The organism is Pseudomonas izuensis, assembly GCF_002356535.2.
Taxonomy (GTDB): Bacteria; Pseudomonadota; Gammaproteobacteria; order Pseudomonadales; family Pseudomonadaceae; genus Aquipseudomonas; species Aquipseudomonas izuensis.
The window spans coordinates 2,389,531-2,413,199 of sequence record NZ_AP017423.2; the positions used below are offsets into that span (position 1 = coordinate 2,389,531).

The 23,669-nt window shown below is 61.2% G+C and carries 21 protein-coding genes and 1 pseudogene; 7 read left to right on the forward strand and 15 right to left on the reverse strand.

Features of this window, described 5'->3' with window-relative positions:
• Window positions 1–43 precede the first annotated feature (43 nt).
• Window positions 44–1,408, reverse strand: a complete 1,365-nt coding sequence (locus LAB08_RS10785; RefSeq protein ID WP_096512217.1) for a sensor histidine kinase — start codon at window positions 1,406–1,408, stop codon at window positions 44–46.
• Complete coding sequence (locus tag LAB08_RS10790) at window positions 1,386–2,078, reverse strand: response regulator transcription factor (RefSeq protein WP_096512216.1); 693 nt, start codon at window positions 2,076–2,078, stop codon at window positions 1,386–1,388. The genes LAB08_RS10785 and LAB08_RS10790 overlap by 23 nt, the downstream gene beginning before the upstream one ends.
• 117 nt (window positions 2,079–2,195) lie before the next feature.
• Here LAB08_RS10790 and LAB08_RS10795 point away from each other — a divergent pair, with 117 nt between their 5' ends.
• From LAB08_RS10795 to LAB08_RS10810, 4 genes are all read left to right on the forward strand, one after another.
• Complete coding sequence (locus LAB08_RS10795; RefSeq protein ID WP_096512215.1) at window positions 2,196–2,885, forward strand: response regulator transcription factor; 690 nt, start codon at window positions 2,196–2,198, stop codon at window positions 2,883–2,885.
• A 103-nt stretch (window positions 2,886–2,988) separates the two neighbouring features.
• On the forward strand, window positions 2,989–4,407 hold the full coding sequence (locus LAB08_RS10800) for an efflux transporter outer membrane subunit (RefSeq protein WP_096512214.1): 1,419 nt from the start codon (window positions 2,989–2,991) through the stop codon (window positions 4,405–4,407).
• On the forward strand, window positions 4,404–5,570 hold the full coding sequence (locus LAB08_RS10805; protein WP_096512213.1) for an efflux RND transporter periplasmic adaptor subunit: 1,167 nt from the start codon (window positions 4,404–4,406) through the stop codon (window positions 5,568–5,570). The genes LAB08_RS10800 and LAB08_RS10805 overlap by 4 nt, the downstream gene beginning before the upstream one ends.
• On the forward strand, window positions 5,567–8,644 hold the full coding sequence (locus tag LAB08_RS10810) for an efflux RND transporter permease subunit (RefSeq protein ID WP_096512212.1): 3,078 nt from the start codon (window positions 5,567–5,569) through the stop codon (window positions 8,642–8,644). The genes LAB08_RS10805 and LAB08_RS10810 overlap by 4 nt, the downstream gene beginning before the upstream one ends.
• Window positions 8,645–8,894: 250 nt before the next feature.
• Here the strand turns inward: LAB08_RS10810 and LAB08_RS30750 are convergent.
• The 8 genes and pseudogenes from LAB08_RS30750 to LAB08_RS10845 form a co-directional block, all read right to left on the reverse strand.
• Window positions 8,895–8,981: pseudogene (locus LAB08_RS30750) on the reverse strand (DUF6124 family protein); the annotation flags it as partial.
• 105 nt (window positions 8,982–9,086) lie between these two features.
• Entirely contained in the window at window positions 9,087–10,259 is a 1,173-nt protein-coding gene (pqqE, locus tag LAB08_RS10815; protein ID WP_217910647.1) for a pyrroloquinoline quinone biosynthesis protein PqqE, read from the reverse strand.
• Window positions 10,231–10,506, reverse strand: coding sequence for a pyrroloquinoline quinone biosynthesis peptide chaperone PqqD (pqqD, locus tag LAB08_RS10820; protein WP_121104052.1), 276 nt, complete (start codon window positions 10,504–10,506; stop codon window positions 10,231–10,233). The genes pqqE and pqqD overlap by 29 nt, the downstream gene beginning before the upstream one ends.
• Window positions 10,503–11,255 carry a pyrroloquinoline-quinone synthase PqqC gene (gene pqqC / locus LAB08_RS10825; RefSeq protein WP_096512211.1) on the reverse strand — a complete coding sequence of 251 codons (753 nt, stop codon included), beginning with the start codon at window positions 11,253–11,255 and terminating at the stop codon, window positions 10,503–10,505. Before pqqC ends, pqqD begins: the two co-directional genes overlap by 4 nt.
• A gap of 135 nt (window positions 11,256–11,390) precedes the next feature.
• Complete coding sequence (gene pqqB / locus LAB08_RS10830) at window positions 11,391–12,302, reverse strand: pyrroloquinoline quinone biosynthesis protein PqqB (protein WP_096512210.1); 912 nt, start codon at window positions 12,300–12,302, stop codon at window positions 11,391–11,393.
• 124 nt (window positions 12,303–12,426) lie between these two features.
• Window positions 12,427–12,498 (reverse strand): pyrroloquinoline quinone precursor peptide PqqA, encoded by a 72-nt coding sequence (pqqA, locus tag LAB08_RS10835; RefSeq protein ID WP_008365141.1) that lies wholly within the window; start codon window positions 12,496–12,498, stop codon window positions 12,427–12,429.
• A 118-nt stretch (window positions 12,499–12,616) separates the two neighbouring features.
• A complete protein-coding gene (locus LAB08_RS10840; RefSeq protein WP_096512209.1) occupies window positions 12,617–14,713 on the reverse strand; it encodes a PQQ-dependent dehydrogenase, methanol/ethanol family in 2,097 nt (698 codons plus the stop codon).
• 70 nt (window positions 14,714–14,783) lie between these two features.
• A complete protein-coding gene (locus tag LAB08_RS10845) occupies window positions 14,784–15,716 on the reverse strand; it encodes a transporter (protein WP_096515467.1) in 933 nt (310 codons plus the stop codon).
• Window positions 15,717–15,972: 256 nt separating this feature from the next.
• Between LAB08_RS10845 and LAB08_RS10850 the strand changes: the two genes are divergently transcribed.
• Window positions 15,973–17,874 (forward strand): sigma-54-dependent Fis family transcriptional regulator, encoded by a 1,902-nt coding sequence (locus tag LAB08_RS10850; protein WP_096515465.1) that lies wholly within the window; start codon window positions 15,973–15,975, stop codon window positions 17,872–17,874.
• 55 nt (window positions 17,875–17,929) lie between these two features.
• On the opposite strand, the gene LAB08_RS10855 is transcribed toward LAB08_RS10850, so the two are convergent.
• The 3 genes from LAB08_RS10855 to LAB08_RS10865 form a co-directional block, all read right to left on the reverse strand.
• The gene (locus tag LAB08_RS10855) at window positions 17,930–18,202 is read right to left on the reverse strand and encodes a DUF4242 domain-containing protein (RefSeq protein ID WP_096512208.1); all 273 of its coding nucleotides are present in this window, start codon (window positions 18,200–18,202) and stop codon (window positions 17,930–17,932) included.
• A 91-nt stretch (window positions 18,203–18,293) separates the two neighbouring features.
• Window positions 18,294–19,784, reverse strand: a complete 1,491-nt coding sequence (locus LAB08_RS10860) for an aldehyde dehydrogenase family protein (protein ID WP_096512207.1) — start codon at window positions 19,782–19,784, stop codon at window positions 18,294–18,296.
• 283 nt (window positions 19,785–20,067) lie between these two features.
• Window positions 20,068–20,796 (reverse strand): TetR/AcrR family transcriptional regulator, encoded by a 729-nt coding sequence (locus LAB08_RS10865; protein WP_254007515.1) that lies wholly within the window; start codon window positions 20,794–20,796, stop codon window positions 20,068–20,070.
• Here LAB08_RS10865 and LAB08_RS10870 point away from each other — a divergent pair.
• The gene (locus tag LAB08_RS10870) at window positions 20,795–21,517 is read left to right on the forward strand and encodes an SDR family oxidoreductase (protein WP_096512205.1); all 723 of its coding nucleotides are present in this window, start codon (window positions 20,795–20,797) and stop codon (window positions 21,515–21,517) included. The genes LAB08_RS10865 and LAB08_RS10870 overlap by 2 nt on opposite strands.
• 100 nt (window positions 21,518–21,617) lie before the next feature.
• Window positions 21,618–22,043, forward strand: a complete 426-nt coding sequence (locus tag LAB08_RS10875) for a GNAT family N-acetyltransferase (protein ID WP_096512204.1) — start codon at window positions 21,618–21,620, stop codon at window positions 22,041–22,043.
• Window positions 22,044–22,307: 264 nt separating this feature from the next.
• Here LAB08_RS10875 and pcaG read toward each other — a convergent pair whose 3' ends face one another.
• Both pcaG and pcaH read right to left on the reverse strand, forming a co-directional pair.
• Complete coding sequence (gene pcaG, locus LAB08_RS10880) at window positions 22,308–22,910, reverse strand: protocatechuate 3,4-dioxygenase subunit alpha (protein WP_096512203.1); 603 nt, start codon at window positions 22,908–22,910, stop codon at window positions 22,308–22,310.
• Window positions 22,911–22,922: 12 nt separating this feature from the next.
• Window positions 22,923–23,642: a protocatechuate 3,4-dioxygenase subunit beta gene (gene pcaH / locus LAB08_RS10885; RefSeq protein WP_096512202.1), complete on the reverse strand. Its 720-nt coding sequence runs from the start codon at window positions 23,640–23,642 to the stop codon at window positions 22,923–22,925.
• Window positions 23,643–23,669 lie beyond the last annotated feature (27 nt).

Consider the following 23,669-nt stretch of genomic DNA (forward strand, 5'->3'; position numbering starts at 1 on the left):
GGCAATTTTGTTTTTTTGCCGGGTGAGGCTGCAGCTTCCAGCCTCAGGCTGTGCGAACGCTCGTCAGATCGATCCGACAGCCCGGGGCCGCATCACTGACGGCCAGCTTCATGTCATGCAGGCGCGCAACTGCCGACACCATGCTCAACCCCAGGCCATTGCCGGGCGTATGGCGGCTCGATTCGGCGCGGTACAGTCGGCGCAAGACCGCTTCTCGCTCCGCTGGCGCGATACCCGGCCCGTTGTCCGTTACGCGTATCCCGACCCTGTTCGGGTCTGCAATAACGGTCAACCGGACCTGGCTGTGGTCGGGACAGAATTTGATGGCGTTGTCCAACAGATTGCAGATCGCATCGAACAGCAGTTGCGCGTCCCCGGGAATGATCGCGGGTGCCTGGCTGGCGTCGAGTGTCAGGCTGATGCCGCGTTCTTCGGCCAATGGCTCATACAGCTCGACGGCGTCGGCACTGATCAGGTTCAGATCCAGAGGCGCGAAGTGACTGCGACGCGCGCTGTCTTCAATTTCCGAGATGCGCAGCAGGGCCTTGAAGGTCAATAGCAGGCCCTTGGCTTCGGTCAACGCGGCATCGATGCTGGCAGCGTATTGCGCCTCGTCCAGACCACGGCGCTGGGTGCGTTCAAGGCCGGCGATCAGGCGGGTCAGCGGGGTGCGCAGGTCGTGGGCGATGTCGTCGCACACACCCTTGACCTCGCTCATCAAGCGTTCAAGCTCATCGAGCATGCCGTTGACCACCGAGGCCAGTCGGTCAATGTCATCGTTGTTGCCCTGGATCGGCAAACGGCCGGTCAAGTCGCCTTCGATGATGCCCTTGATCGAGCGACTGACCTTGTCCAGCCGCCGGTGAGCCGAGTATCCCAACACCAGCGCACCGAACAGGCCGACCACCAGCAACAGCACGCCACCGGAAACCAGCGCCTTGATCAGCAGTTCGTCGAACTCGCGTATGTCGTGGATATCCTGGGCCACCAGCAGCGTCTTGCCATCGGCCAGGCGATGCACGATGAAGCGGACGGGGCGCTGATGCCCGTTTTCCTTGCGCCAGTCGAATTCCTGGGGTTTGTCATAGGTGGAGAAGGGCGGCAGCTGCTGGATGGCGCCGGCAATAAACTGGCCCTGAGCGTCGAACAAACTGTGGGGCAGGCGTGCTTCGACGTCCTGCACGGCGTGATTGCGGATCTCCCTGAGCTGCAGCTCGGGGTCCTGGGCACTGCGGTTTTCCACCTGGCGATACAGCGCCGTATCGGCTTCGGTCTTCAGGTAAAACGCCGTTTGCCAATAGACATAGCCGAACAGCGCCAGGAACGAACAGCCAAACAGGCCGAGAAACAGCAGCCCGGTTCGAAAGCTGATGGTGCGCGGAATCTCACTCAGGCGAACGGAGGACATAACCGGCTCCACGAATGGTATGAATCATCGGTGGCTCACCCTCGCCGTCGACCTTGCGCCGCAAGCGGCCCATATGCACTTCAATCACGTTGGTGCGCTCGTCATAGCTGTAATTCCACACCGCCTCGAACAGCATGGTGCGCGTGACCACCTGCCCGGCGTTGCGGATCAAGTGTTCCAGCAAGGCGTATTCCCGTGGGACCAGTTCAATGACCCGGTCACCGCGCCGTACCGTCCGGCTCAACAGATCGACCTCCAGGTTGGCGACGCGCAAGCGGGTTTCCCTGGCCTCGGCGACCGGCTCGGCGCGACGGCGGTTCAAGGCATCCAGGCGTGCGGTCAGTTCGATGAACTCGAACGGCTTGGTCAGGTAATCGTCACCGCCGGCGCGCAAGCCGCGAACCCGCTCGTCGAGGGCGTTCAGGGCACTGAGGATCAACACCGGCGTGTTCACGCTTGCCGCCCGTAAAGCGGTGAGTACGCCGAGCCCGTCGAGCCCGCCGGGCAGCATGCGGTCCAGAACGATCAGGTCGAACGGTTCGCTCAAGGCCTTGAGCAGGCCTTCGCGACCATTGTTGGCACAGCTCACGGTAAAGCCGTGGTCACACAGGGCGGCTTCGATTTCGCGGCAGGTAGGCAAGTCGTCTTCGACGACCAGAACATGGGTCATGGCAGTTGGACCGCTCACATCATCGGGCAGAGATGGCATAGTGTGACAAAGCCTGCGGCTGCGCCACGTTCCCGTCGGGTAAACAAAAGTTTAGGTTTGATTCATGGAGACGGTGCCGTGCGCATTCTAGTGGTTGAAGACGATGCCCAGACCGCCGCTTACCTGCTGCGCGGGTTGACCGAAAGCGGTCACGTCGTCGATATCGCCAGTGATGGCAATACGGGGCTGGGCATGGCCCTTGAAGACATTCACGATGCCTTGATCGTCGACCGCCGTTTGCCCGGCCTCGACGGCATCGGTTTGATCAAGGCCCTGCGTGCACGCAAGCTGCGGGTGCCGATTCTGATGCTCAGTGCGCAGGCGTCCACCACCGACAAGGTTGAGGGCCTGCAAGCCGGTTGCGATGATTACCTGGCCAAACCCTATGCGTTCGCCGAAGTGCTGGCCAGACTCGATGCCTTGCTGCGCGGACGGGAGCAGACGACGGGGCCGGCGCGTCAACTGGTGGTTGGCGAGTTGCACCTCGATTGCGCCACCCGCACCGCCGTGCGTCAGGGTCGGGTCATTGCCTTGCAGCACCGTGAGACGCTGTTGCTGGAAAAACTCATGCGCCACAGCGGTCAGGTGGTGACCCGCGACATGCTGCTCGACAGTGCCTGGGATTACGCATTCGACCCCAACGACAACGTGATCGACAAACACATTCATCGCTTGCGACGCAAACTCGATGAAGGTTTCGACTACTCGCTGATCAAGACCGTGCCCGGCGCCGGCTACAGCTTTCAGGTGACACCGGACCAAGGCTAAATAAAAGTTTACCTGCCGACGAACGCTCTGGCAGGCGCCCCTCGCTATCTTCGCCTCATTCGTGGATCGCTCCACACAGGCTCAAGCGGGGGAAAGCTTGCCCATGTCGTTTTCAACCTTGGCCGCGCGCAGTTGGCGCGCGGCATTTCGCTCACCTGTGTCATTGACGTTGCTCGGCGTGCTGATGCTCGGCGGCTGCTCCATGGTGCCCGAGTATCGGCAACCGGAGTTGCCCCTGGCCCGGCAGTGGGATGGCGCGACGAGCAGCCAATCGGCCCAGGGCGGGCAATGGTGGAGTGAATTTCACAGCGCCGAACTGGATCAACTGATCGCCCGTGGCCTGGCGTCCAACTACACCCTCAAGGCGGCGGTCAGTCGGATCGATGAGGCCCGTGCATCGGCGCAAGTGGCAGGGGCGGCGCAATACCCGGCGTTGAACCTGGGGGGCAATGTCCAGCGTCAGAACAACTACGGCACCACGGAAAAACGCAGTGTTTTTGCCGAAGCGACTTACGAGATCGACTTCTGGGGCAAGCAGCGTGCCGCCGCCGACTCCGCCGACTCATTGGCCAACGCGACGGCGTTTGATGCCCAGACCTTGCGCATGAGTCTGGGGGCGAGCATTGCCGACAGCTACTTCCAGGTGCTGTCCCTGGAGGACCGGCTGCGTCTGGCCCGATCCATCGCCGACGATGCGCGGCAGGTGTTGGATCTGGTGGAAGTCCAGGCCAGCCAGGGCGCGGTATCGAACCTGGAAGTCGCCCAGCAACGCAACGCCATGCAGACCTTTGAAGCGGCGATACCGCCACTGCGTCAGCAACGGGATCTGGCGTTGTACCAATTGGCCGTTCTGGTCGGCGCGCAGCCCGAGGGCTTTCACCTGCAAGGTGATGGGCTGAATGCCCTGCAAGTGCCGCAACCTGCGACCGGGTTGCCGATTGGCTTGCTGCGCCAACGGCCGGACATCCAGGCCGCCGAAGCGCGGCTGAAATCAGCCAACTTCGATGTAGGCGTGGCTCGCGCCGCGTTTCTGCCCAACCTCTCACTGGACTTGCTGGGCGGCATCGACACGCTCGCTGGCGGCCAGATCTGGAGCGCCATCGGCACGCTCAGCCAACCGGTGTTTGCCGGTGGCCAGCTCAAGGGGCAGTTGCACTTCGATCAGGCCCACGTTCAGGAGCTGACGTCGAGTTATCGCGAATCAATCATTGAGGCCCTGCAAGATGTGGAGACGCAACTCAGCGCCGCCCGCGAGCTCGACAAGAGCTATGCGTTGAACCAGTCCGCCGTCGATTCGGCGCGAGAAGCGGCGCGCCTGGCGCAGGTTCGCTACCGCCTCGGGTCCACCGATTTCCAGACGTTGTTGATCGTCGAACGCACCCAATACCAGGCCGAAGACACGCTGTTGCAGGTACGCCTCCAGCATTTGCAGGCCGCCGTCGGCCTGTTCCGGGCCCTGGGTGGGGACTTCTCGTCTGACACCCTCGCTTCCAATTCTCCCGCTCAGGTTGCCCACCCATGAATGCCTTGAACCCACGTCGTCGTTTTGTTTTCGGGGGGCTGGTGGTGCTCTCGCTCGCCGCCGCCTTCAGCGGATTTCAATGGATCAAGCGTGCCCAGGCCGCGCCGGTGAAATCCGAGGCCGGTGCCGTGCCCGTGCAGATGACGCAAGTCAGTCGGCAGGACTTGCCGATCTGGATCAGTGCCATTGGCAATGTGCAGGCGCTCAACAGCGTCAATGTGCGGGTGAGGGTGGACGGCGAACTGCAAAAAATCCTGTTCAATGAAGGGCAAACGGTCACGGCGGGCAGCCTGCTGGCGGTGATCGATCCACGGGTGTATCAGGCTCAGGTCGCCCAGGCTCAGGCCATGGTCGCCAAGGATCAGGCGCAATTGGCCAACCTCAAGGTCAACCTCGACCGCGCCAGCAAACTGGCCGCGGCGAAGGCCGGCCCGACCCAGGATGTCGACACTTACCGCGCGCAACTGGCCGCCCAGCAAGCCACGGTACAGGCCGATCAGGCGGCGCTGGATACGGCGCGCCTGCAATTGGAATTCACCCAGGTCAAGGCCCCGTTGACCGGGCGCACCGGCCAGCGTCTGCTGGATGTCGGCGCCATTGCCCATGGCGCCGAAGCCACCGGTTTGGTGACGATTACCCAGATGAACCCGATCTCGGTCGCCTTCGCCGTGTCCCAGGACGAACTGGCGGACATTCTCGAGGAAAACGCCAAGGGGGCGTTGCAGGTGGTCGCGATGACCCGCGATGGCCAACAGGAAATCGCCCGTGGCCAACTGAGTTTCATCGACAGTCAGGTGACCGCCGCCAGTGGTCAGATCCAGCTCAAGGCACAGTTCGACAATGCTGCCGCCAAGCTCTGGCCGGGCGAGTTGGTGACGGCGCGATTGCTGGTGCAGACGCGTCGGGACGTGGCCGTGGTTCCTGCTGATGCCGTGCAATTGGGGCGTCAGGGTAGCTTTGTCTATGTGGTCGATGGTGATCAGCGGGTCCAGCCGCGTCTGGTCGATGCCGCCACTGTCGTTGATGGCAAGCAATGGATTCGCCAAGGCCTGGCGGCCGGTGAAACCGTGGTGGTGCAGGGCCAGTCCCGCGTCGCGCCGGGGCTGAAAGTGACGCCGGTCAAGACGGACACCCCTGCCGAACTGGCAGAGGTGGCCCAATGAATGCCTTGGCCGGATTGATTCAACGGCGAATCGGGCTGAGTCTCCTGGCCCTCGGGGTCATGCTGCTGGGCGCCTTCGCGTATTTTCATCTGCCGGTGGCACCGCTGCCGACCGTGGATTTCCCGACCATCCAGGTCACTGCCAAGCTGTCCGGGGCGAGCGCGGAAACCATGGCGTCTTCGGTGGCGACACCCCTGGAGCGCGCGTTTGCTGCCGTGCCGCAAGTGACCTCGATGACCTCATCGAGTGCAGCCGGTAAAACCCAGGTCGTGCTGCAATTTGATTTGTCGCGGGATATCGACGGTGCTGCGCAAGATGTGCAGACAGCGATCAACACCGCCACGCCGAACCTGCCCAAGACCATGTCCAGTGCGCCGACCTTCAACAAGGTCAATCCGGCCGAAGGCACGGTGATGTCGCTGGCCGTGACCTCGCCAATCCGTACGCTGCCGGAGCTGGATCGCTATGCCGACAACTACATTGCCCAGCGGCTGTCGCAGATGCCCGGCGTCGGCCTGGTGGACTTTCATGGTGAGCAGAAACCGGCGGTGCGGGTACAGATCGATCCCGATGCATTGGCCGCTCGAGGCCTGACGCTGGAAGATGTGCGCAGCGTGATTGGCGTCAGCACCCTCGATCAACCCAAAGGCAGCCTCGATGGACAAAGCCGTTCGATCACCCTGGGCGCGACCGACCAAATGCTCGACCCGCAGCATTATCGCGATCAGGTCATTGCCTATAAAAATGGCATGCCGATCAAACTCGGTGACCTCGGCCGGGTGATCGCCGGTGCCGAAGACACCCAGCAAGCCGCGCAGTTGGGGGCCGAGCCCACGGTCATTGTCGACATCCACAAGCAACCGGGTTTCAACCTGCTGTCGACCATCGCCACGATCAAGGCCAAGCTGCCCGAGCTGACGGCGTCGTTGCCGCGAGACGTGCAGGTGCAGGTGGTGGGCGACCGTACCCAGACCATCGAAGCCTCGGTCAATGACATGCAGTTCACCTTGCTGCTGTCCATTGCGCTGGTGGTCGTGGTGATCTTCGTGTTCCTGCGCAAAGCCACCGCCACCCTGATTCCGAGCCTGACCATCCCGTTGTCGCTGGTGGCGACGTTCGGGGTGATGTACCTGCTGGATTACAGCCTCGACAACCTGTCGATCATGGGCCTGGCGATTGCCGTCGGGTTTGTGGTGGACGATGCCATCGTGGTCATGGAGAACATCGTCCGGCACCTGGAGATGGGCAAGTCTCGCCTGCAATCGGCGGTCGATGGCTTGCGCGAAGTGGCGTTCACCATTGTCTCGATGACCGTATCACTGATTGCGGTGTTCCTGCCGATCCTGCTGATGTCGGGCATTGTCGGGCGCTTGATGCGCGAGTTCGCGGTGACCGTCAGCGTTGCGATCATCATGTCCGGTATCGTCTCCCTGACCATCACGCCGATGCTTTGCGCCTGGCTGCTCAAACCCCACGCCGAGCGCGAAGAAGGGCGCTTTGCCCAAGCCTGCGAGCGGGTATTCGATGGCCTGCACAACGGCTATCGGCGCAGCCTGGATTGGGTGCTCGACCATCAACGCATCACTATGGCCGTGGCCATCGCCACCCTGGCGGCGACGGCAGTGCTGTATGTCGGCATTCCCAAGGGCTTCTTCCCGCAACAGGACAACGGCTTGATCCAGGGCGTGGCGGAAGCGGCGGCGGATATATCGCCCATCGCCATGCGTGCGCAGGTCAATCGTGCCGCCGAGGTCATTGGCCAGGACCCGGCGGTGGCCCGGGTGTACTTCTGGATCGGCCCGAACCCGACCGTCAGTCAGGGCAAGGTCATGATCAACCTCAAACCGTTCAGCGAACGCACCGCCAGCGCGGCCGAGGTCATCCGTCGCCTGCAACCGGCGCTCGACCGGTTGTCCGGGGTCAAGGTGTTCATGCAGGCCAACCAGGACATCCAGATTGGTGGTCGGGCCAGCAAGACCCAATATCAGTACACCCTGCAAGACCCGGACAGCGTCGAACTGGATCACTGGAGCGGGGTGCTGCTGGAAAAACTCAAATCCTTGCCACAGTTGCAGCACGTCACCTCCGACCAGCAACAGGCCATCGCCCAATCGACGCTGGTGATCGACCGGCCCACGGCGGCGCGCCTGGGTGTAACGGTGCAGGCCATTGACGATGTGCTCTACGACGCCTTTGGCCAGCGACAGATCGCGACGATGTTCACGCAACTGGATCAGAACCACGTGATCCTTGAGCTGGACCCGAGCTGGCAGACATCCACCGCGACCCTGGAACATCTGTTTGTCCGCGCCAGTTCCGGCGCGCTCGTCCCTTTGAGTTTGCTGGCGAGCATCAAGACTGAACAGGTGCCGATCATCATCAACCACCAGGGCGTATTCCCGGCGATTACCCTTTCATTCGACCTCGCGCCGGGGCACGCCTTGAGCGAGGCGGTGGATGCGATCAATCAGGCGTCGTTGGCGGTCGCGATGCCCGACACAGTGGTCGGCAGCTTCCAGGGCACCGCCCAGGCGTTTCAGGATTCGTTGAAGTCGCAACCCTGGTTGATTCTGGCGGCGATTCTTACGGTCTACATCGTCCTTGGTGTGCTGTACGAGAACGCCATTCACCCACTGACGATCATTTCGACCTTGCCGTCGGCCGGTTTCGGCGCACTGCTGGCCTTGATGCTCTGCGGGCAGGACTTATCAGTGCTGGGGATGATCGGCATCATCCTGCTGATCGGTATCGTCAAGAAAAACGCGATCATGATTGTCGACTTCACCTTGCAGGCCCAGCAGCGGGGCCTGTCGCCCCGGGACGCGGTTCGCGAAGGGTGCCTGTTGCGCCTGCGCCCGATCCTGATGACCTCCCTGGCGGCCTTGCTCGGCGCCGTGCCGCTGGCGTTCGGTCATGGTGCCGGCTCCGAGTTGCGGCAGCCGTTGGGCATTGCGATTGTCGGTGGCCTGGCGGTGTCGCAGATCCTGACGCTCTACACCACGCCGGTGGTCTATCTGTGGTTTGAACGTCGGCGGGGCAGGGCGCAGGCCGACGCCACGGAGGTCGCCATTTGAAACTTCGACTGCCCCCTGTGGGAGCGAGCCTGCTCGCGATGGGCGTCAACGATAACGCGGGCTGTCTGGATGTCCGCGTTGTCTCGGCATTCTTCGCGAGCAGGCTCGCTCCTACAGGTCCAACGCAGACCTGTAGGAGCGAGCCTGCTCGCGATTGACTTCAACGATAACGCGGGCTGTCTGGATAACCCGCGTTGTCCTGACGTTTTGCGCGAGCGGGCTCGTTCCTACAGGTTCGGGTTGAGAACCTTCAGGGCGGATCGACCTGATCCAGCACCCGATTCGCCGTGATCTCCGCCAGCATCACGCTGTTGGAAATACCGAGCAGCGCGTTCCGATCATTGGCCTACTGCAAAGACAAGGACAGAAAATAGATCCGTCCCCTTTTTCCCAGCTCTGCTTTTTTCGCTGTGCCGCAACGGCTTTGGCGGCGCTGAAAGGTTCAGCTCTTGGCGACGAGGCGTGAGTTTCGTTCATTGCGAAAGGCCAGTTGGTCGATGGTCTGGGTCGCGTGCTCAGCCTCTTCGCGAGCCTTGAGGATCACGCCGTGATGGGGCGACTTGCTGCACACCGGGTCGGCGTGGCTCGCGTCACCGGTGAGCATGAACGCCTGGCAGCGGCAGCCGCCGAAGTCTTTTTCCTTCTCGTCGCAGGAGCGGCACGGCTCGGGCATCCAGGCATAACCGCGAAAACGGTTGAAGCCGAACGAGTCGTACCAGATGTGCTGCAGGCTGTGGTCGCGCACGTTGGGAAACTGCACCGGCAGTTGTCGGGCACCGTGACAGGGGAGCGCGGTGCCGTCTGGCGTGACCGTCAGAAAAATACTGCCCCAGCCGTTCATGCAGGCTTTGGGACGTTCTTCATAATAGTCCGGCGTGACAAAAATCAGCTTGCACGGATGCCCTTCGGCTTCCAGTTTGGCGCGGTACTCGTTGGTGATGCGTTCGGCGCGCACCAGTTGCTCGCGGGTCGGCAACAGCCCGACGCGATTGAGCTGGGCCCAACCGTAGAACTGGCAGGTGGCGAGTTCGACGAAGTCCGCTTCAAGGGCGATGCACAGCTCGATGATGCGGTCGATCTGGTCGATGTTGTGCCGATGGGTGACGAAATTCAGCACCATCGGATAGCCGTGGGCCTTTACCGCGCGGGCCATGGCCAGCTTCTGCGCGAAGGCCTTTTTCGAACCGGCGAGGAGGTTGTTCACCTGTTCGTCGCTGGCCTGGAAACTGATCTGGATATGATCGAGGCCGGCCTGCTTGAAGTCGCTGATTTTCTGCTCGGTCAGGCCGATGCCGGAGGTGATCAGGTTGGTGTAGAAACCCAGCTGGCGCGCCTCGGCAATCAGCTCGGCTAGGTCCTGGCGCACCAGCGGTTCGCCGCCGGAAAAGCCCAGTTGCGCCGCGCCCATTTCCCGCGCTTGGCGAAACACCTTGATCCACTGCTCGGTGCTCAGCTCCTGGCCTTGCCCGGCGAAGTCCAGCGGATTGGAGCAGTACGGGCATTGCAGCGGGCAGCGATAGGTCAACTCGGCCAGCAGCCACAGCGGCAGGCCGATGTCCGGTGTGGGCGGTACTTGCACCGACGAATCAGGCCAGTTCGATCCAGTGCTGCGCACGGGCCACCTCCATGAATTGCTCGATGTCGTCACCGAGCTCGGGCACGCCGGGGAACTGCTGGTCGAGTTCGGCGATGATCGCCGCGACATCCCGCTGGCCATCGATCAGGCCGCCGATCAACGCCGCGCTTTCATTGAGCTTGATCATGCCTTCCGGGTACAGCAGCACGTGGCCTTTCTGGGCCGGTTCGTACTGGAAGCGGTAGCCGGGACGCCAGGTCGGGGTCCGGCTGCGGTCGAAACTCATAAGCTGATTCCTTTGTGCCAGACCCGCTGGTCGGTCACGCTGTGATAGGGCGGGCGATTCAGTTCGTAAGCCATGCTCATGGCATCGAGCATGCTCCAAAGTATGTCCAGTTTGAACTGGAGAATGTCCAGCATGCGCTCCTGGCCTTCCCGCGTGGTGTAGTGCTGCAGGGTGATCGCCAACCCGTGTTCCACATCGCGACGCGCCTGGCCCAGGCGCGTGCGGAAATACGCGTAGCCGGCCGGGTCGATCCACGGGTAATGCTGCGGCCAGCTGTCCAGGCGCGACTGGTGGATCTGCGGCGCAAACAGTTCGGTCAGCGAGCTGCTGGCGGCTTCCTGCCAACGGGCGCGGCGGGCGAAATTGACGTAGGCGTCCACCGCAAAACGCACGCCGGGCAGTACCAGTTCCTGCGAGCGTAGTTGCTCCGGGTCGAGGCCGACCGCCTGGCCCAGGCGCAACCAGGCTTCGATGCCGCCGTCTTCGCCGGGGGCGCCGTCGTGGTCGAGCAGGCGCTGAATCCACTCGCGGCGGATTTCGCGGTCCGGGCAGTTGGCCAGGATGGCGGCGTCCTTGAGCGGGATGTTCACCTGATAATAGAAGCGGTTGGCGACCCAGCCCTGGATCTGCTCGCGGGTGGCCCGGCCTTCGTACATCGCCACGTGGTAGGGGTGGTGGATGTGGTAGTAGGCGCCCTTGGCGCGCAGGGCGGCTTCGAATTCGGTGGGGGACAGCGGGGTGTCGGTCATTGCGGGTCTCCGGTGTACAACCGTTGAAATCCTGGGTGTCTGGTTGGACGTCATCGCTGGCAAGCCAGCTCCCACAGGTTTTGTGTGCGCCACAGATCCTTGTGGGAGCTGGCTTGCCAGCGATGGGGCCATTCGCTACAACACGATACTCATGCCGTCATACGCCACTTCCACACCGCGCCGCTCCAGTTCCGCGCGCTGCGGCGAGTCCTCATCGAGAATCGGGTTGGTGTTGTTGATGTGGATCAGCACCTTGCGCGGCCCGGGCAGTTGCTCGAGCACCTCGAGCATGCCGCCGGGACCGTTCTGCGCCAGGTGACCCATCTCCCGGCCGGTGCGGGTGCCGACGCCACGGCGCTGCATTTCGTCGTCGTCCCACAGCGTGCCGTCCACCAGCAGGCAATCGCTGCCGGCCATAATCGCCAGCAACGGTGCATCGACCTTGCCCAGGCCCGGTGCGTAAAACAGTTTACCGCCGGTGCTCAGGTCCTCGACGATCAGGCCGATGTTGTCGCCCGGGTGCGGGTCGAAGCGGTGCGGCGAGTAGGGCGGCGCGGCGCTGCGCAAGGGCAGCGGGGTGAAGCGCAGGTTTGGGCAAGCCGGGACGCTGAAACTCTGATCGAGTTCGATGCGGTTCCAGGTCAGGCCGCCATTCCAGTGGCTCAGCATGTTGAACAGCGGGAAGCCGCTGCTCAGGTCTTCGTGGACCATGTCGGTGCACCAGACCTGATGCGGGCAACCTTCGCGCAACATGAGCAGACCGGTGGTGTGGTCGATCTGGCTGTCCATCAGGATGATCGCGCCGATGCCGGTATCGCGCAGGGCACGGCCCGGTTGCATCGGGGCGAAGCTCTGCAGTTGCGCGCGGATGTCCGGCGAGGTGTTGCACAGCACCCAGTTCACGCCGTCATCGGAAATCGCGATGGACGACTGGGTCCGCGCCTGGGCCCGCAGGCTGCCGTCGCGAAAGCCGGCGCAGTTCACGCAGTTGCAGTTCCACTGGGGGAAACCGCCGCCGGCGGCGGAACCTAGAATCTGGATATACATGATGTGATCCGACCAACAATCGCGTCAGGGCGACTGCGCAAAAAAATGCCCCGGCGCACCGGGGCCAAATTGAAGTGGTGCCATGCCTGTGGAGTGGAGCAGCGCACGGCACCACGCTCACGGGTCAGCGGCTGGCGAAGTACATAGTGACCTCAAAGCCGATACGCAGGTCGGTGTAGGCAGGTTTGGTCCACATGGTTGAGTTCCTCAGTATTGTTGGATGGTTCATTTCAAAAAGCTGTTGCGCATCTTTGCTCGACATGACGGCGAGTCCGGTCAGGCTGGCTCGCCGTCGTCGCGTTACCGCAGTGCGGTCATGGCGTGGCTTTGGCCGTGGCCGGCTGTTGCGACTTGAGGTAGTCCGCGTACTCCCGGCTCATCACGTATTGCTTGATTTTCTCGACCTCGGCGGGCTCCAGCGTGTCTTTGAAAGACGGCATGCCCAAGGGCCTCAACACGCCGTCCAGGACGATCTGCTGGAACAGGCCGCGCCGCGCCTCGTCGGACTTGCGCAGGTCGGGAATCAACCCGCCGCTGACGGCGCCCACGCCGTGGCAGACAGAACAGTAGGAGCCGAACAGCTGTTGGCCCGCGGCGAGGTCTGTGGCGGATGCCTCGACCGGCTTCGGTATGCGGGTGACGACCTGCGCTTTTTCGGGCAATGGTGGCAGTGAGTCTTTGCCGCCGAGTTTGAACACCAGCAGGCGACTGACGTTGCCCACCCCCGGCGCATTCGCGGCGTCACCGCCGATCAGGGGCGCGACACCACCCCAACCCGCCATTACGGCAACGTACTGCTCACCTTCGAAACGGTAACTGATGGGGGCAGCGACGATGCCGGTCTGGGCGGCAAAGGACCACAGTTTCTTGCCTTTGTCCGCAGAGTAAGCGATGAAGTTACCGTCTGCCGTTCCCTGGAACACCAGGTTGCCCGCGGTGCTCAGGGTGCCGCCGTTCCAGTAGTTCGAATAGGGCACGCGCCAGACTTCTTTTTGCTTCACCGGGTCCCAGGCCAGAAGCGCACCGGATACCGCCTCGCGCGGAATTTCAGTGGCGTCGGAGAACCCGGCGCCGGTGTTGAATCCCTTGCGTTTGATGAAGTCCTTGGCTTCGTTGCGGTAGACGCCCGGAATTTCCTGGTAGGGGATGTACACCAGGCCGGTCTGCGGGTTGAACGACATCGAGTGCCATCCATGTGCGCCGAACGGGCTCGGCCACATCACTATGGGTTTGTCCTTGTAGCGCACACCGGGTGCTTCCACGGGTTTGCCGGTCTTCATGTCGATCTTCTCGGCCCAAGTCACTTTGCCGAATTTTTCAGCGGAGAGCAGTTGGCCGGTTTCGCGATCCAGAACATAGAAGAAACCGTTCTTGGGTGCCTGCATGATGACCTTGCGTGGCTTGCCGGCAATGTCCAGCTCTGCCAGGGTCAGCTGTTGGGTGGCGGTGAAGTCCCAGCTGTCCCCCGGGGTCACCTGATAGTGCCAAGCCAGGCGGCCGCTGTCCGGGTGGATGGCCAGAATCGATGACAGGTAGAGGTTGTCGCCGCCTCGCGGACTGCGGATATTGCGGTTCCAGGGTGAACCGTTGCCGGTGCCGATGTAGAGCAGGTCGAGTTGCGGATCGTAGGCCATGCTGTCCCACACGGTGCCGCCGCCGCCGAGTTTCCAGTACTGGTCACCGGTCCAGGTCTTGGCTGCCTCGGCCAGCTCCGGGTGCTCGTAGGGTTGGTTCGGATCGCCCGGCACGGTGTAGAAGCGCCATTCCATTTTGCCGCTTTCGGCGTCGTAGGCGGAAAAGTAGCCACGTACGCCGTATTCGGCGCCGCCGTTGCCAATGATCACCTTGCCTTTGACCACCCGCGGAGCACCGGTAATGGTGTAGGGCAGGCTGTTGTCGGTGGTTTGCTGGCTCCACACCTGTTGACCGGTCTTGGCATCCAGGGCGATGAGACGGCCGTCGAGGGTGCCGATGTAGACTTTGCCGTTCCACAGTGCGACACCGCGGTTGACCGCATCGCAACAGGCATCGCGGGCTTTGCCGCGATCAATCTGCGGGTCGAAGGCCCATAGCTGTTTGCCGGTCTTGACGTCGATGGCGATGGCACGGCTCCACGACAGCGACGCATAGAGCACGCCGTCCGAGAAGAGCGGCGTTGCTTCCAGACCCCGGTGGTTATCGAGGTCAAGATGCCAGGCCAGGCCCAGTTGGTCGGCGTTTTGTTCGGTGATCTGCTGGAGGGGGCTGAAGCGCTGTTCGGCATAGGTACGACCGTGGCTGAGCCACTGGCTGCCGTCGTTCTCGCTGGCGACGATGGCGGCTTGATCGACCGGGGTGGCGCCGACCATGGGGGCCAGCAGGGCCAGGGCCAGGCTAGCGATTTTCAGGGGTGATAACTGCGTCTTGATCATTACGCAAGAGTCCTATTGTGCTTGTTGTAGGTAGATCGTTTTGCGTGCTCTGCGCGCGAACGCGTGAAAGCTAGAACAATTGCAGGAGGCGTAGATTGATTCGCCTTTCCTCTTTGAAGCCACTGTCCACGGACATGTCCTGGCCGTAATTGGCCATCAGCTGGGTGCTCGGCGTGATGAAGTAGGAAGTGCCCACGGTGTATTTGCTGGTGCCGGGTTTGTCATTCATGTCCAGCCCGGCGATTTCGCTTTCGCCACCCCAAAGTTTCGATACGCCGGCACGTACATCGAAGCGCTCGGTAAAGTTGTAGCGCAGAAAAGCCTGGCCCTGGTAGAGCGGTTCCTGCTTTTGCGTAACGCCTGCGTTGCCGTAGTCATTGTTGTGGCCGAAGAACGTGACATCGCCTACCAGGTCGAGGGTCACCTTGTCGGTCAGCCCGGTGATGTAGCCACTCTGCAATGTGAACTTCCAGCGGTTCTCGCCCAGGTTGATCGCGTTGTCTTTGTCGTAGCTGCCGGTGGGCACGAAGAGAAAAGGGGTGATGCCGAAGTAGCGGCGTTTTTCAGGTTCATTCACCAGCCAGACGGTCGCGGCAAGGATCAGGTCGCCGATGCCGCTGTCGCTGCCCAGGTCTTTCAGATCGTCCTTGGCCCGCACGTTGCCGAATGGCAGGAGAAACTGTGGATCGACGATGTAATCGCCCAACTGCATGAAATGCACGCCACGCAGGATGCCGATATCCGAATCCAGCCCGGCATGGATCGGCACCTTGTGGCCATCGGCATAGAGCGCATTGCGTTCGGCATGTTGGTAATAAAGCAGGCCCAGGTTGGTGTCTTTGGGAAGTGCGGTGTAATCGCCGGCATCGACGTCCATGGCCAGGGCGCCGCAGGAAAAACCGGCCATCAGGCCAAACAGCGAAGCGTGCAACAGATGCGCTTGAAGACGTCCGCGCGATAACCGCCCCGGGTTGGCGCGAGCCGGCCCTGTGCTCATTTTCATGACATCACCTTTATTGTTTTTGTTTATGATTAGCGCCAGGCCGGAGGGGATGTCCGGCTTGGTGATGTCATTGAGCAGGGCCTGTGCCAGTTTTTCTGTTTGGTGGAAAACTTCATATAAATCAATAATATGAATAACATTGGAAGTGGTCGAAGCAAGCGCGGGATTTGTCCCGCTGTATCGCTGGCTCAAACTGAGACAGTGGCTTGGGGTCAGGTTGACCCAGTTCGAGACACCCACCCGCGAGATGCCTGCCATGCGCAAAATCAGCACCCCCTCTGAGACGCCTCCATCGCGCAAACGATTCGTCGATTCCGAAGTGGTCGAACGCTCGTGGCAGCGTTCGCGCAACTACGGAATATGTCAGCGCGACAACCTGCTTTTCGAAGCGCCGGTCGTCGCCAGCAGTTCGCAGATCGCCGAAAGCAATCGCCTGTTATTGAGCTGTGCCACTCCGGAAATGGAACAACTGCATGCGGCCCTGTCGCCCAAGGACTGGGTGCTGGCGTGCCTTGATCTGGAAGGCGTGGTCATCAGCAGCCTGGGCCGACGCAACACAGAGAATCGTGAGTTGAACCAGGTCTTCCGCGTTGGCGCACAGATTTCCGAGCAGAATGTCGGCACTACCGCACCCAGCTGCGTGCTGACCGAATGCGATTCGGTTTTTTTCGTCGGCGAAGAACACTATCTGGAAGAGGCACGCCAGTTTTCCTGCCTGGCCACGCCGATCTTCGGTCTGAACGGCAGCATCGTCGGTGTCCTGGATGCAAGCAGTAAGCAGGGGGCGCCTTCGATCTACACCCTGGAGTCCCTGGTGTTTGCCGCCCGTGCCATCGAAAACCGCCTGTTCGCCCAGCTCGGGGAGGTGCTGCTGGTGCATGTGCACCACCGCCTGGACATCCTGGGAACGCCGATGGAAGGGCTGCTGGCTTTCGACCCGGCCGGCAAGCTACGGTGCGCCAACCGCATCGCCGGTCAGTTGTTGAAGCTCGGCGACATCCAGATCGGCCTGGATTTCTCCGAGCTGTTTGACATGCCCTTCATCCATGCCGCCTGTTACCGCCGTCACGACCTCAGTGCACCGCTGCGTTTGCGCAGTCACCATAGCGGCGAGCTGCACGCTTGCATCACCATGACGCCTGGCCAGAAACCGGCGCGGCGCGAACCTGCGAAGCTCCTGCCAGCCATCGTCGCCGAACAGCCTCCAGCGCCGCAATCTAGGCCCTGTCTGGAGGATCCTGCCTTGCAGGATGCCCTTGGCCGCGCACGCAAGGCCTTTGCCCACGACATCCCGGTGCTGGTCAACGGCGAAACCGGCACGGGCAAGGAGGTCTTTGCCCGACTGTTGCACGAAGGCAGCAAGCGCGCCGGCGAAGCCTTCGTCGCGATCAATTGCTCGTCCATCCCGGCCAGCCTCATCGAATCTGAACTGTTCGGTCACGTTGAAGGTGCCTTTACCGGTAGTCGCAAAGGGGGCGCCAGCGGCAAGATCGAAGAGGCCCACAAGGGCACACTGTTTCTGGACGAGATAGGCGACATGCCCCTGGAGCTTCAGGGTCGGCTGCTGCGTGTGCTGCAAGAGCGCAGCCTGACCCGTCTCGGCAGCAGCCAGGTGATCAAGGTCGATTGCGCGCTGATCTGTGCCACCCACCGCGACCTCAAGCAACTCACGGACAACGGGGGCTTTCGCGAGGATCTGTACTACCGCATCAATGGCCTGCGTGTGGCCCTGCCAGCCCTGCGAGAACGCAGCGATCTTCAGGCGCTGATCGGCCATCTGCTTCGCGCTGAAACCTCCACACACCGGTCGGTTCAACTCAACAGCCAGGCGTTGCAGGCGCTGTTGGCCTACCGCTGGCCAGGCAATATTCGACAGCTTTACCAAACCCTGCGCCTGGCAGCCGCACTGGCAGAAAATGAAGGGGAAATAGGTTTGCAGCACCTGCCGGACGAAGTCCTGGAGACCTGTGCCGTGCAGACCGAAGTGGAGCTTGGCACACCGCAACCTCAGGAGCGGACGACCTTGCACGCCACCGAGCTGCGCGCCATCAAGGCGGCGGTGGAAGCCAACGGCGGCAATCTCTCGGCGGCAGCCCGCAGTCTGGGCATCGGCCGGGCGACGCTGTACCGCAAGCTCAAAGGCATGGAGGACAGTTGACGCTGAGGGCAAGGCTGCGCTCCGACGGGGCGGCAACCTTGTCCGGGCAGAGGGTCTATTCGGCGGTGGTCGGATCGATGATTTCAACCACTTCGGACACGCGGTTGGCCGGGAAACCGCCCTGTGCGGCGTGTTCGCGAACCTGTTGCTCGTTCGGTGCGATGTACAGGCAATAGACCTTGTCGTCCGTCACGTAACTGTGCAGCCATTGAATCTGTGGCCCCAGGGAGCCAAGCACTGCACAGGATTTTTGCGAAATCGCCCGGAGTTCCGGCGCCGAGAGTTTTCCGGCTCCCGGGATTTCTCGTTCGATGACATATTTCGGCATGGTGGTTTCCTCGAAAGCAGTGAGGGGCGGGTCGCCCGGAATAAAAAGCAGGCAGAGGCCGCGTGAGACGGCCCCGACCTGAAAGGGAGCATCAAAGTTTGATCATGACGGTTTTCAGTTCCGTGTAATGCTCAATGGCCGCCGCACCCATTTCGCGACCGATACCGGAAAGCTTGTGGCCGCCAAAGGGCAGTACCGGGTCGAGGGCGCTGTGGCAGTTGACCCACACCGAGCCCGACTTGATGCGCGGGATCATGCGATGTACCGCCCCCAGATCGTTGGACCAGATACTCGCACCCAGACCATAGGGATTGTCGTTGGCCAACCGCACGACCTCGTCGATGTCGTCGAAGGGCATGGCCACCAGCACAGGTCCGAAGATTTCCTCCTGGACCAGGCGATGCTTCTGGTCGACATCCACGATCACCGTGGGTCTGATGAAGTAGCCGGGGCCTGATTTCTCGCCGCCGCAGGCAACAGTGGCGCCCAGCTCGCGGCCCATCTCGATGTAGTGGTGCACCCGGTCCTGTTGCTTGGCGGAAATCAGCGGGCCCATGTCCACGCTGGGGTCGAGGCCGTTGCCCAGCTTCATGCCATTGGCGACGTCGACGATGTCACCCACCACCCGGTCGAAATGCTTGCGCTGTACATACAGGCGCGACCCTGCGCAGCACACCTGGCCCTGATTGAAGAAGATGGCGTTGGCAGCACCGGCGGCGGCTTGCTGCAGGTCGGCATCGGCGAGGACGATGGTCGGGGACTTGCCGCCCAGTTCCAGGGTGACGCGGGTCATGTTATCCATGGCCGTCTTGCCGATCTGCTTGCCCACTTCGGTGGAGCCGGTGAACGTGAGCTTGTCCACGCCGGGGTGGCGGGTAAGGGCAGCGCCGGCATTGAGTCCGGTCCCCGTGACCACGTTGAACACACCGGCGGGATAACCGGCCTCCAGCACCAGTTCGGCCAGCTTGAGCGCACTGAGCGGTGTCTCATCGGCAGGCTTGAGTACCAGGCTGCAACCGGTGGCCAGGGCCGGGCCCAGTTTCCAGCACGCCAACATGAAGGGAAAGTTCCAGGCAACGATGGCGCCAACTACACCGACCGCCTCACGACGGATGAAGGCGTGGAAGTCGGAATCCGGCATCAGCGGCAGCGACGGATCCACGGTGCTGCCGGAAATCTTGGTCGCCCAGCCCGCCATGTAGCGCAGGAAGTCGATAGACAGCTGTACGTCCACCAGCCGCGCCATCTGCACGCTCTTGCCATTGTTCAGGCATTCGAGCTCGGCGATCACCTGCGCATCACGCTCGATGAGATCGGCCAGGCGCCACAGCAGGTTTTGTCGCTCGCGCGGGCGCATGCGACTCCAGGCGGAGTCGTCGAAGGCGCGACGTGCGGCTTGTACGGCACGGTCCACATCGACATGGTCAGCGGATGGCACTTCCAACAAGAGGTTGGCAGTCGCCGGATTGCGCACGGCCATGGTCGCGCCGCTGGAAGCGAACACCCATTCGGCGCCGATCAACATGCGCGGTTGCCTGGAAAGGAATTGGAAGGTCTTGTGATGCAGCGGTACAGGGTCCATGGGTGCGGCCTCGTTGTTGTGGGTCTTGTTCGTGACCCTGGAGCAACGGATGTGCCAGCCACAGGAAAGTGCCACGGGCACTGGCCCCGGCGTTGGTCGTCAGGAAAACCAGACAGTGACGGACATTGGGGAGTTGTATCGAACCCGTACAACTGTCTCAGAACGGGGCAGTCGCCCGGGAAGCCGATACGATCAGATTGGCGCGAAGACCTCGATCACTGCGGCGCAAGTCATTCACGCCCGATCCTGAGTGACTGCTGTTGGCCGATTCGCAGAGGCCCCTTTAAACCCGTGGAGACAACAGGATATCGACTAGCGAGTCAGCGATATCTTGTAAGCGTTGCGGGTCCTGATAGAGCCGCTCGATAACGACAATGCCCCTGGTCAGGGTAATCACCAACCGTGCCGCAGCCGTGGCTTCCATGGCTAAAGTCTGCTCCGCCTCAGCGGATGCGAAACGCTCGATGAGCAGAGCCTCCAGACTATCCAGCAAATCTCGTAACGCCTGGCGGATCGGCTCGCTATTAGCCGTCTCATCGATCGCCGTCTTAGTGGTCAGACAGCCTCTTGGCGGGGTGCCTTGGGTCATTGAGGCAATGGTGTAAGCAAAAAAAGCCTTCAATGCCTGAGCCAGATCAGGCTCTCCCAAAGCCTGACGTGCGGCCTCCAGAAACCGCGTTTGATATCGGGCAAATACTTCTAGAAACAGCGCCTGTTTGTCGCCATAGGCGTTGTACAACGAGCCGCGCAGCACCCCCGTGGCCTCAGCCAATTGCGGCATCGATGTCGCTCCGAACCCCTGACGCCAAAACACCTCCATGGCCAGGTCCAGGGTCTGGTCTTCATTGAACTGTCGTATTCCAACCACGCTGATCGTCCCTAGAAATGCTGTGAAGTGGATCTTGACACACCTGACAAACATGTCAACACTGACAAGCATGACAGGTGTGTCAAAGATCATTTGGCCGTTTGTTCTGCTCACTTCGCTTACCCCCCAAAAGAGGTTTTCCATGCAAAAACGTACTTTCCTCATTACCGGCGCCAGCAAAGGCATTGGTCGCGCGCTTAGCGAACGCTTGGCTACAGCAGGTCATCACGTGGTCGGCCTGGCGCGTCGCGCCGATGATCCGAGTTTTCCTGGCACTCTGGTTTCGGTCGATCTCAGCGACCGGCACGCCACTGATAAAGTCTTGGCGGAACTGGTCCAGCGCTACACATTCGATGGCGTGGTCAACAATGTGGGCTTCATTCGGCTTGGCAAGCTGGGCGAGATAGATCTGGATGATCTTGACGATGCCTTGGCCCTCAATTTGCGGCCTGCGGTTCAGACTGTACAGGCGGTGCTGCCAGGCATGCGTGCCCGGGGCTGGGGACGCGTAGTCAATTTGTCCAGCCTGGTTGTACTCGGGGTGGCCGAGCGTAGCACTTACGCGGCGGCAAAGAGCGCAATGATCAGCTTCACCCGTACGTGGGCCCTGGAACTTGCACGTACCGGCATTACGGTCAATGCCATTGCCCCCGGTCCCGTGGAGACCGAAATGTTCCGTGAGAACACCGCCGCCGGTAGCGAGGCAGAAAAGCGTTTTCTGGCGATGGTGCCCATGAACCGACTGGGCAAACCGGAAGAACTGGCCGCAAGTATTGCCTTCCTGTTATCGGAAGAGGCCAGCTTTATCACCGGGCAAACCTTGTTCGTCGACGGCGGGGCGTCGATTGGCCGCGCACCGCTTTGACCAAAACGGGCGACTGACTTCCCTACAAGTTGGTCAGTCTCCCGCTGACAGAAATGGGCTACCTTGTCGACCCGACTACTCATCGCTCAGGGAGAGCGCCATGCCTTTAGAGATCCAGCTTTCAGAAATTGTGACTGAAGCAGAGCGGTTCGGGATTTTGAACCCGCTGCTGGCCCATAACCTGGCCAAAGGTGGGGACGATGCCCATGAGACATTTGCCCTGTTGCTACGAGATCCCGATAGCAATGAAGTCATTGGTGGACTGTATGGCAAGGTCTCTTATCGATGGCTGCTCATCGATCTTGTCAGCGTTCCCGAGTCGATGCGTGGCCAGGGTATCGGAGAACGGCTAATGCACATGGCCGAAGAAGTCGCGAAGCAAAAGCACTGCATCGGTATTTGGCTGGAGACGTTCAGCTTTCAGGCACCGGGGTTTTATCAAAAACTGGGTTACTCCGAATTTGGACGCCTGGCAGATTATCCGCCGGGACATACCCGGTTCTATTACCAGAAACGGCTGTGCTGACAACCTATTGTGCAGATTGCTCCACTTTGTGCTTGGATGCATCGGTCATTTGGCGCTCTTCTTCAGTTGTGGATTGTTGTCTGTCGCGAAGGGCTACAATCGACCCGATCGGTCGTTCACCCTATCAAGGGCAGATGAGTCACCCTGTGTGCCGGTTGCTTCCCGGTGCAGGCATTCGCCGACCAAAATGGAAGAGGTGTCACCCAACGGAAGATAGCGTTCCTCTCTCTCAAGCAGCCTCCCCGCAGAGGGAGGCTGTGATCGTCAGAAGTCGAAGAACACCGTTTCCGCTTCGCCTTGAAGGTGAATGTCGAAGCGGTAGGCCAGCTTCCCGTCGACTGTGCAGCGCCTGGCAATCAGGGATTCACGCCGATGTGGCTGTTCGATCAGATTCAAGACGGGGTCCACGGCATTCGCCTCGGATTCGTCGTCGAAATACAGTCGGGTCTGCAGGTGAATGTTGATCCCCCGGGCGAACAGCGACACGTTGATATGCGCTGCCATAGGCGCACCCGAGGCATTGTTCACCGGGCCAGGCTTGACGGTTTCGATCGTCCATTCGCCGGCATCGGTAGTGGCGGTACGGCCAAAGCAGTTGAAGGGTTTTTCCAGATCGAAACCGCTGTCGTAGTGGCCTTCGTGATTGGCCTGCCAGAGCTCAAGAAACGCGTCACGAATCAAGTGGCCGTTACCGTCATAAACGTGACCCAGCAATAGAATGTGCTCGCCGGGCGCGCCAGGTTTTGCCATCACATTCCAGATTTCCTGTTCCCGCGGCGGGTTGCCGGCCGCCTCCAGTGCCAGTCCGATATGGACATAGGGGCCGGCTGTTTGCGACGGGGTTTCAGGCAGAAGTTGAACGGGCATTTGCAGGCCTCCTCAGCAGTTTTCGAAGTGGGTCTTGCGCTGGCCGCGCAGGACGATATCAAAGCGATAGGCCAGGCAATCCATAGGATTGGCCATGCTCATGTCGAGCCTGGCGATCAGACTGGGTACCGCGTCCGGATTGGCGATCGACTTGACGATCGGGCACATGGGGATCAACGGATCGCCTTCGAAATACAGCTGGGTAATCAGGCGCGTGGCAATGGACGGGCCACTGATGGAAACATGGATATGGGCGGGTCGCCAGTCGTTGGGGCCATTGCGCCAAGGGTAGGGACCGGGCTTGACGGTGCGGAAGCTGTAGTTGCCATCGCGGTCGGTCAAAGCACGGCCGACACCGCCGAAATTCGGATCAAGAGGCGCCAGGTAACTGTCTTTTTTATGTCGGTAACGACCACCCGCATTGGCTTGCCACATTTCCACCAAAGTGTGGGGGATCGGCTTGCCGTACTGATCACAAACCCGACCCGCGACGATGATGCGTTCGCCAATGGGCAAGCCGCCGTGATTGAAATTCAGCAGCAGGTCGTTATCGTGCCGGCCCATCTTCAGATGGGAAAAGTCCGGGCCGCTGGTTTCCGAGACAGACTGGGGGATGCTCACCAATGCCTGGCGGGGGGAGCGCAGGATCGAAGTCTTGTAGTCAGGTGTCAGGGCTTTGGGATGCCAATTACGGTCACGAATGGCGAAGCGGCTCTCATGCGCATCAGACATGTCGTTCTTCCTGTTGTTATGGTTGGA

Bases quoted from the DNA above. Each gene is read 5' to 3' on its own strand.
- pqqB (WP_096512210.1), bottom strand. From the start codon at position 12,302: ATGTATATCCAGATTCTAGGTTCCGCCGCCGGCGGCGGTTTCCCCCAG.
- pcaH (WP_096512202.1), bottom strand. From the start codon at position 23,642: ATGTCTGATGCGCATGAGAGCCGCTTCGCCATTCGTGACCGTAATTGG.
- LAB08_RS10800 (WP_096512214.1), top strand. From the start codon at position 2,989: ATGTCGTTTTCAACCTTGGCCGCGCGCAGTTGGCGCGCGGCATTTCGC.
- LAB08_RS10840 (WP_096512209.1), bottom strand. From the start codon at position 14,713: ATGATCAAGACGCAGTTATCACCCCTGAAAATCGCTAGCCTGGCCCTG.
- LAB08_RS10850 (WP_096515465.1), top strand. From the start codon at position 15,973: ATGCGCAAAATCAGCACCCCCTCTGAGACGCCTCCATCGCGCAAACGA.
- LAB08_RS10865 (WP_254007515.1), bottom strand. From the start codon at position 20,796: ATGGAAAACCTCTTTTGGGGGGTAAGCGAAGTGAGCAGAACAAACGGC.
- LAB08_RS10855 (WP_096512208.1), bottom strand. From the start codon at position 18,202: ATGCCGAAATATGTCATCGAACGAGAAATCCCGGGAGCCGGAAAACTC.
- LAB08_RS10845 (WP_096515467.1), bottom strand. From the start codon at position 15,716: ATGAAAATGAGCACAGGGCCGGCTCGCGCCAACCCGGGGCGGTTATCG.
- LAB08_RS10875 (WP_096512204.1), top strand. From the start codon at position 21,618: ATGCCTTTAGAGATCCAGCTTTCAGAAATTGTGACTGAAGCAGAGCGG.
- pcaG (WP_096512203.1), bottom strand. From the start codon at position 22,910: ATGCCCGTTCAACTTCTGCCTGAAACCCCGTCGCAAACAGCCGGCCCC.
- LAB08_RS10785 (WP_096512217.1), bottom strand. From the start codon at position 1,408: ATGTCCTCCGTTCGCCTGAGTGAGATTCCGCGCACCATCAGCTTTCGA.
- pqqC (WP_096512211.1), bottom strand. From the start codon at position 11,255: ATGACCGACACCCCGCTGTCCCCCACCGAATTCGAAGCCGCCCTGCGC.
- LAB08_RS10790 (WP_096512216.1), bottom strand. From the start codon at position 2,078: ATGACCCATGTTCTGGTCGTCGAAGACGACTTGCCTACCTGCCGCGAA.
- LAB08_RS10805 (WP_096512213.1), top strand. From the start codon at position 4,404: ATGAATGCCTTGAACCCACGTCGTCGTTTTGTTTTCGGGGGGCTGGTG.
- pqqD (WP_121104052.1), bottom strand. From the start codon at position 10,506: ATGAGTTTCGACCGCAGCCGGACCCCGACCTGGCGTCCCGGCTACCGC.
- LAB08_RS10860 (WP_096512207.1), bottom strand. From the start codon at position 19,784: ATGGACCCTGTACCGCTGCATCACAAGACCTTCCAATTCCTTTCCAGG.
- LAB08_RS10810 (WP_096512212.1), top strand. From the start codon at position 5,567: ATGAATGCCTTGGCCGGATTGATTCAACGGCGAATCGGGCTGAGTCTC.
- LAB08_RS10870 (WP_096512205.1), top strand. From the start codon at position 20,795: ATGCAAAAACGTACTTTCCTCATTACCGGCGCCAGCAAAGGCATTGGT.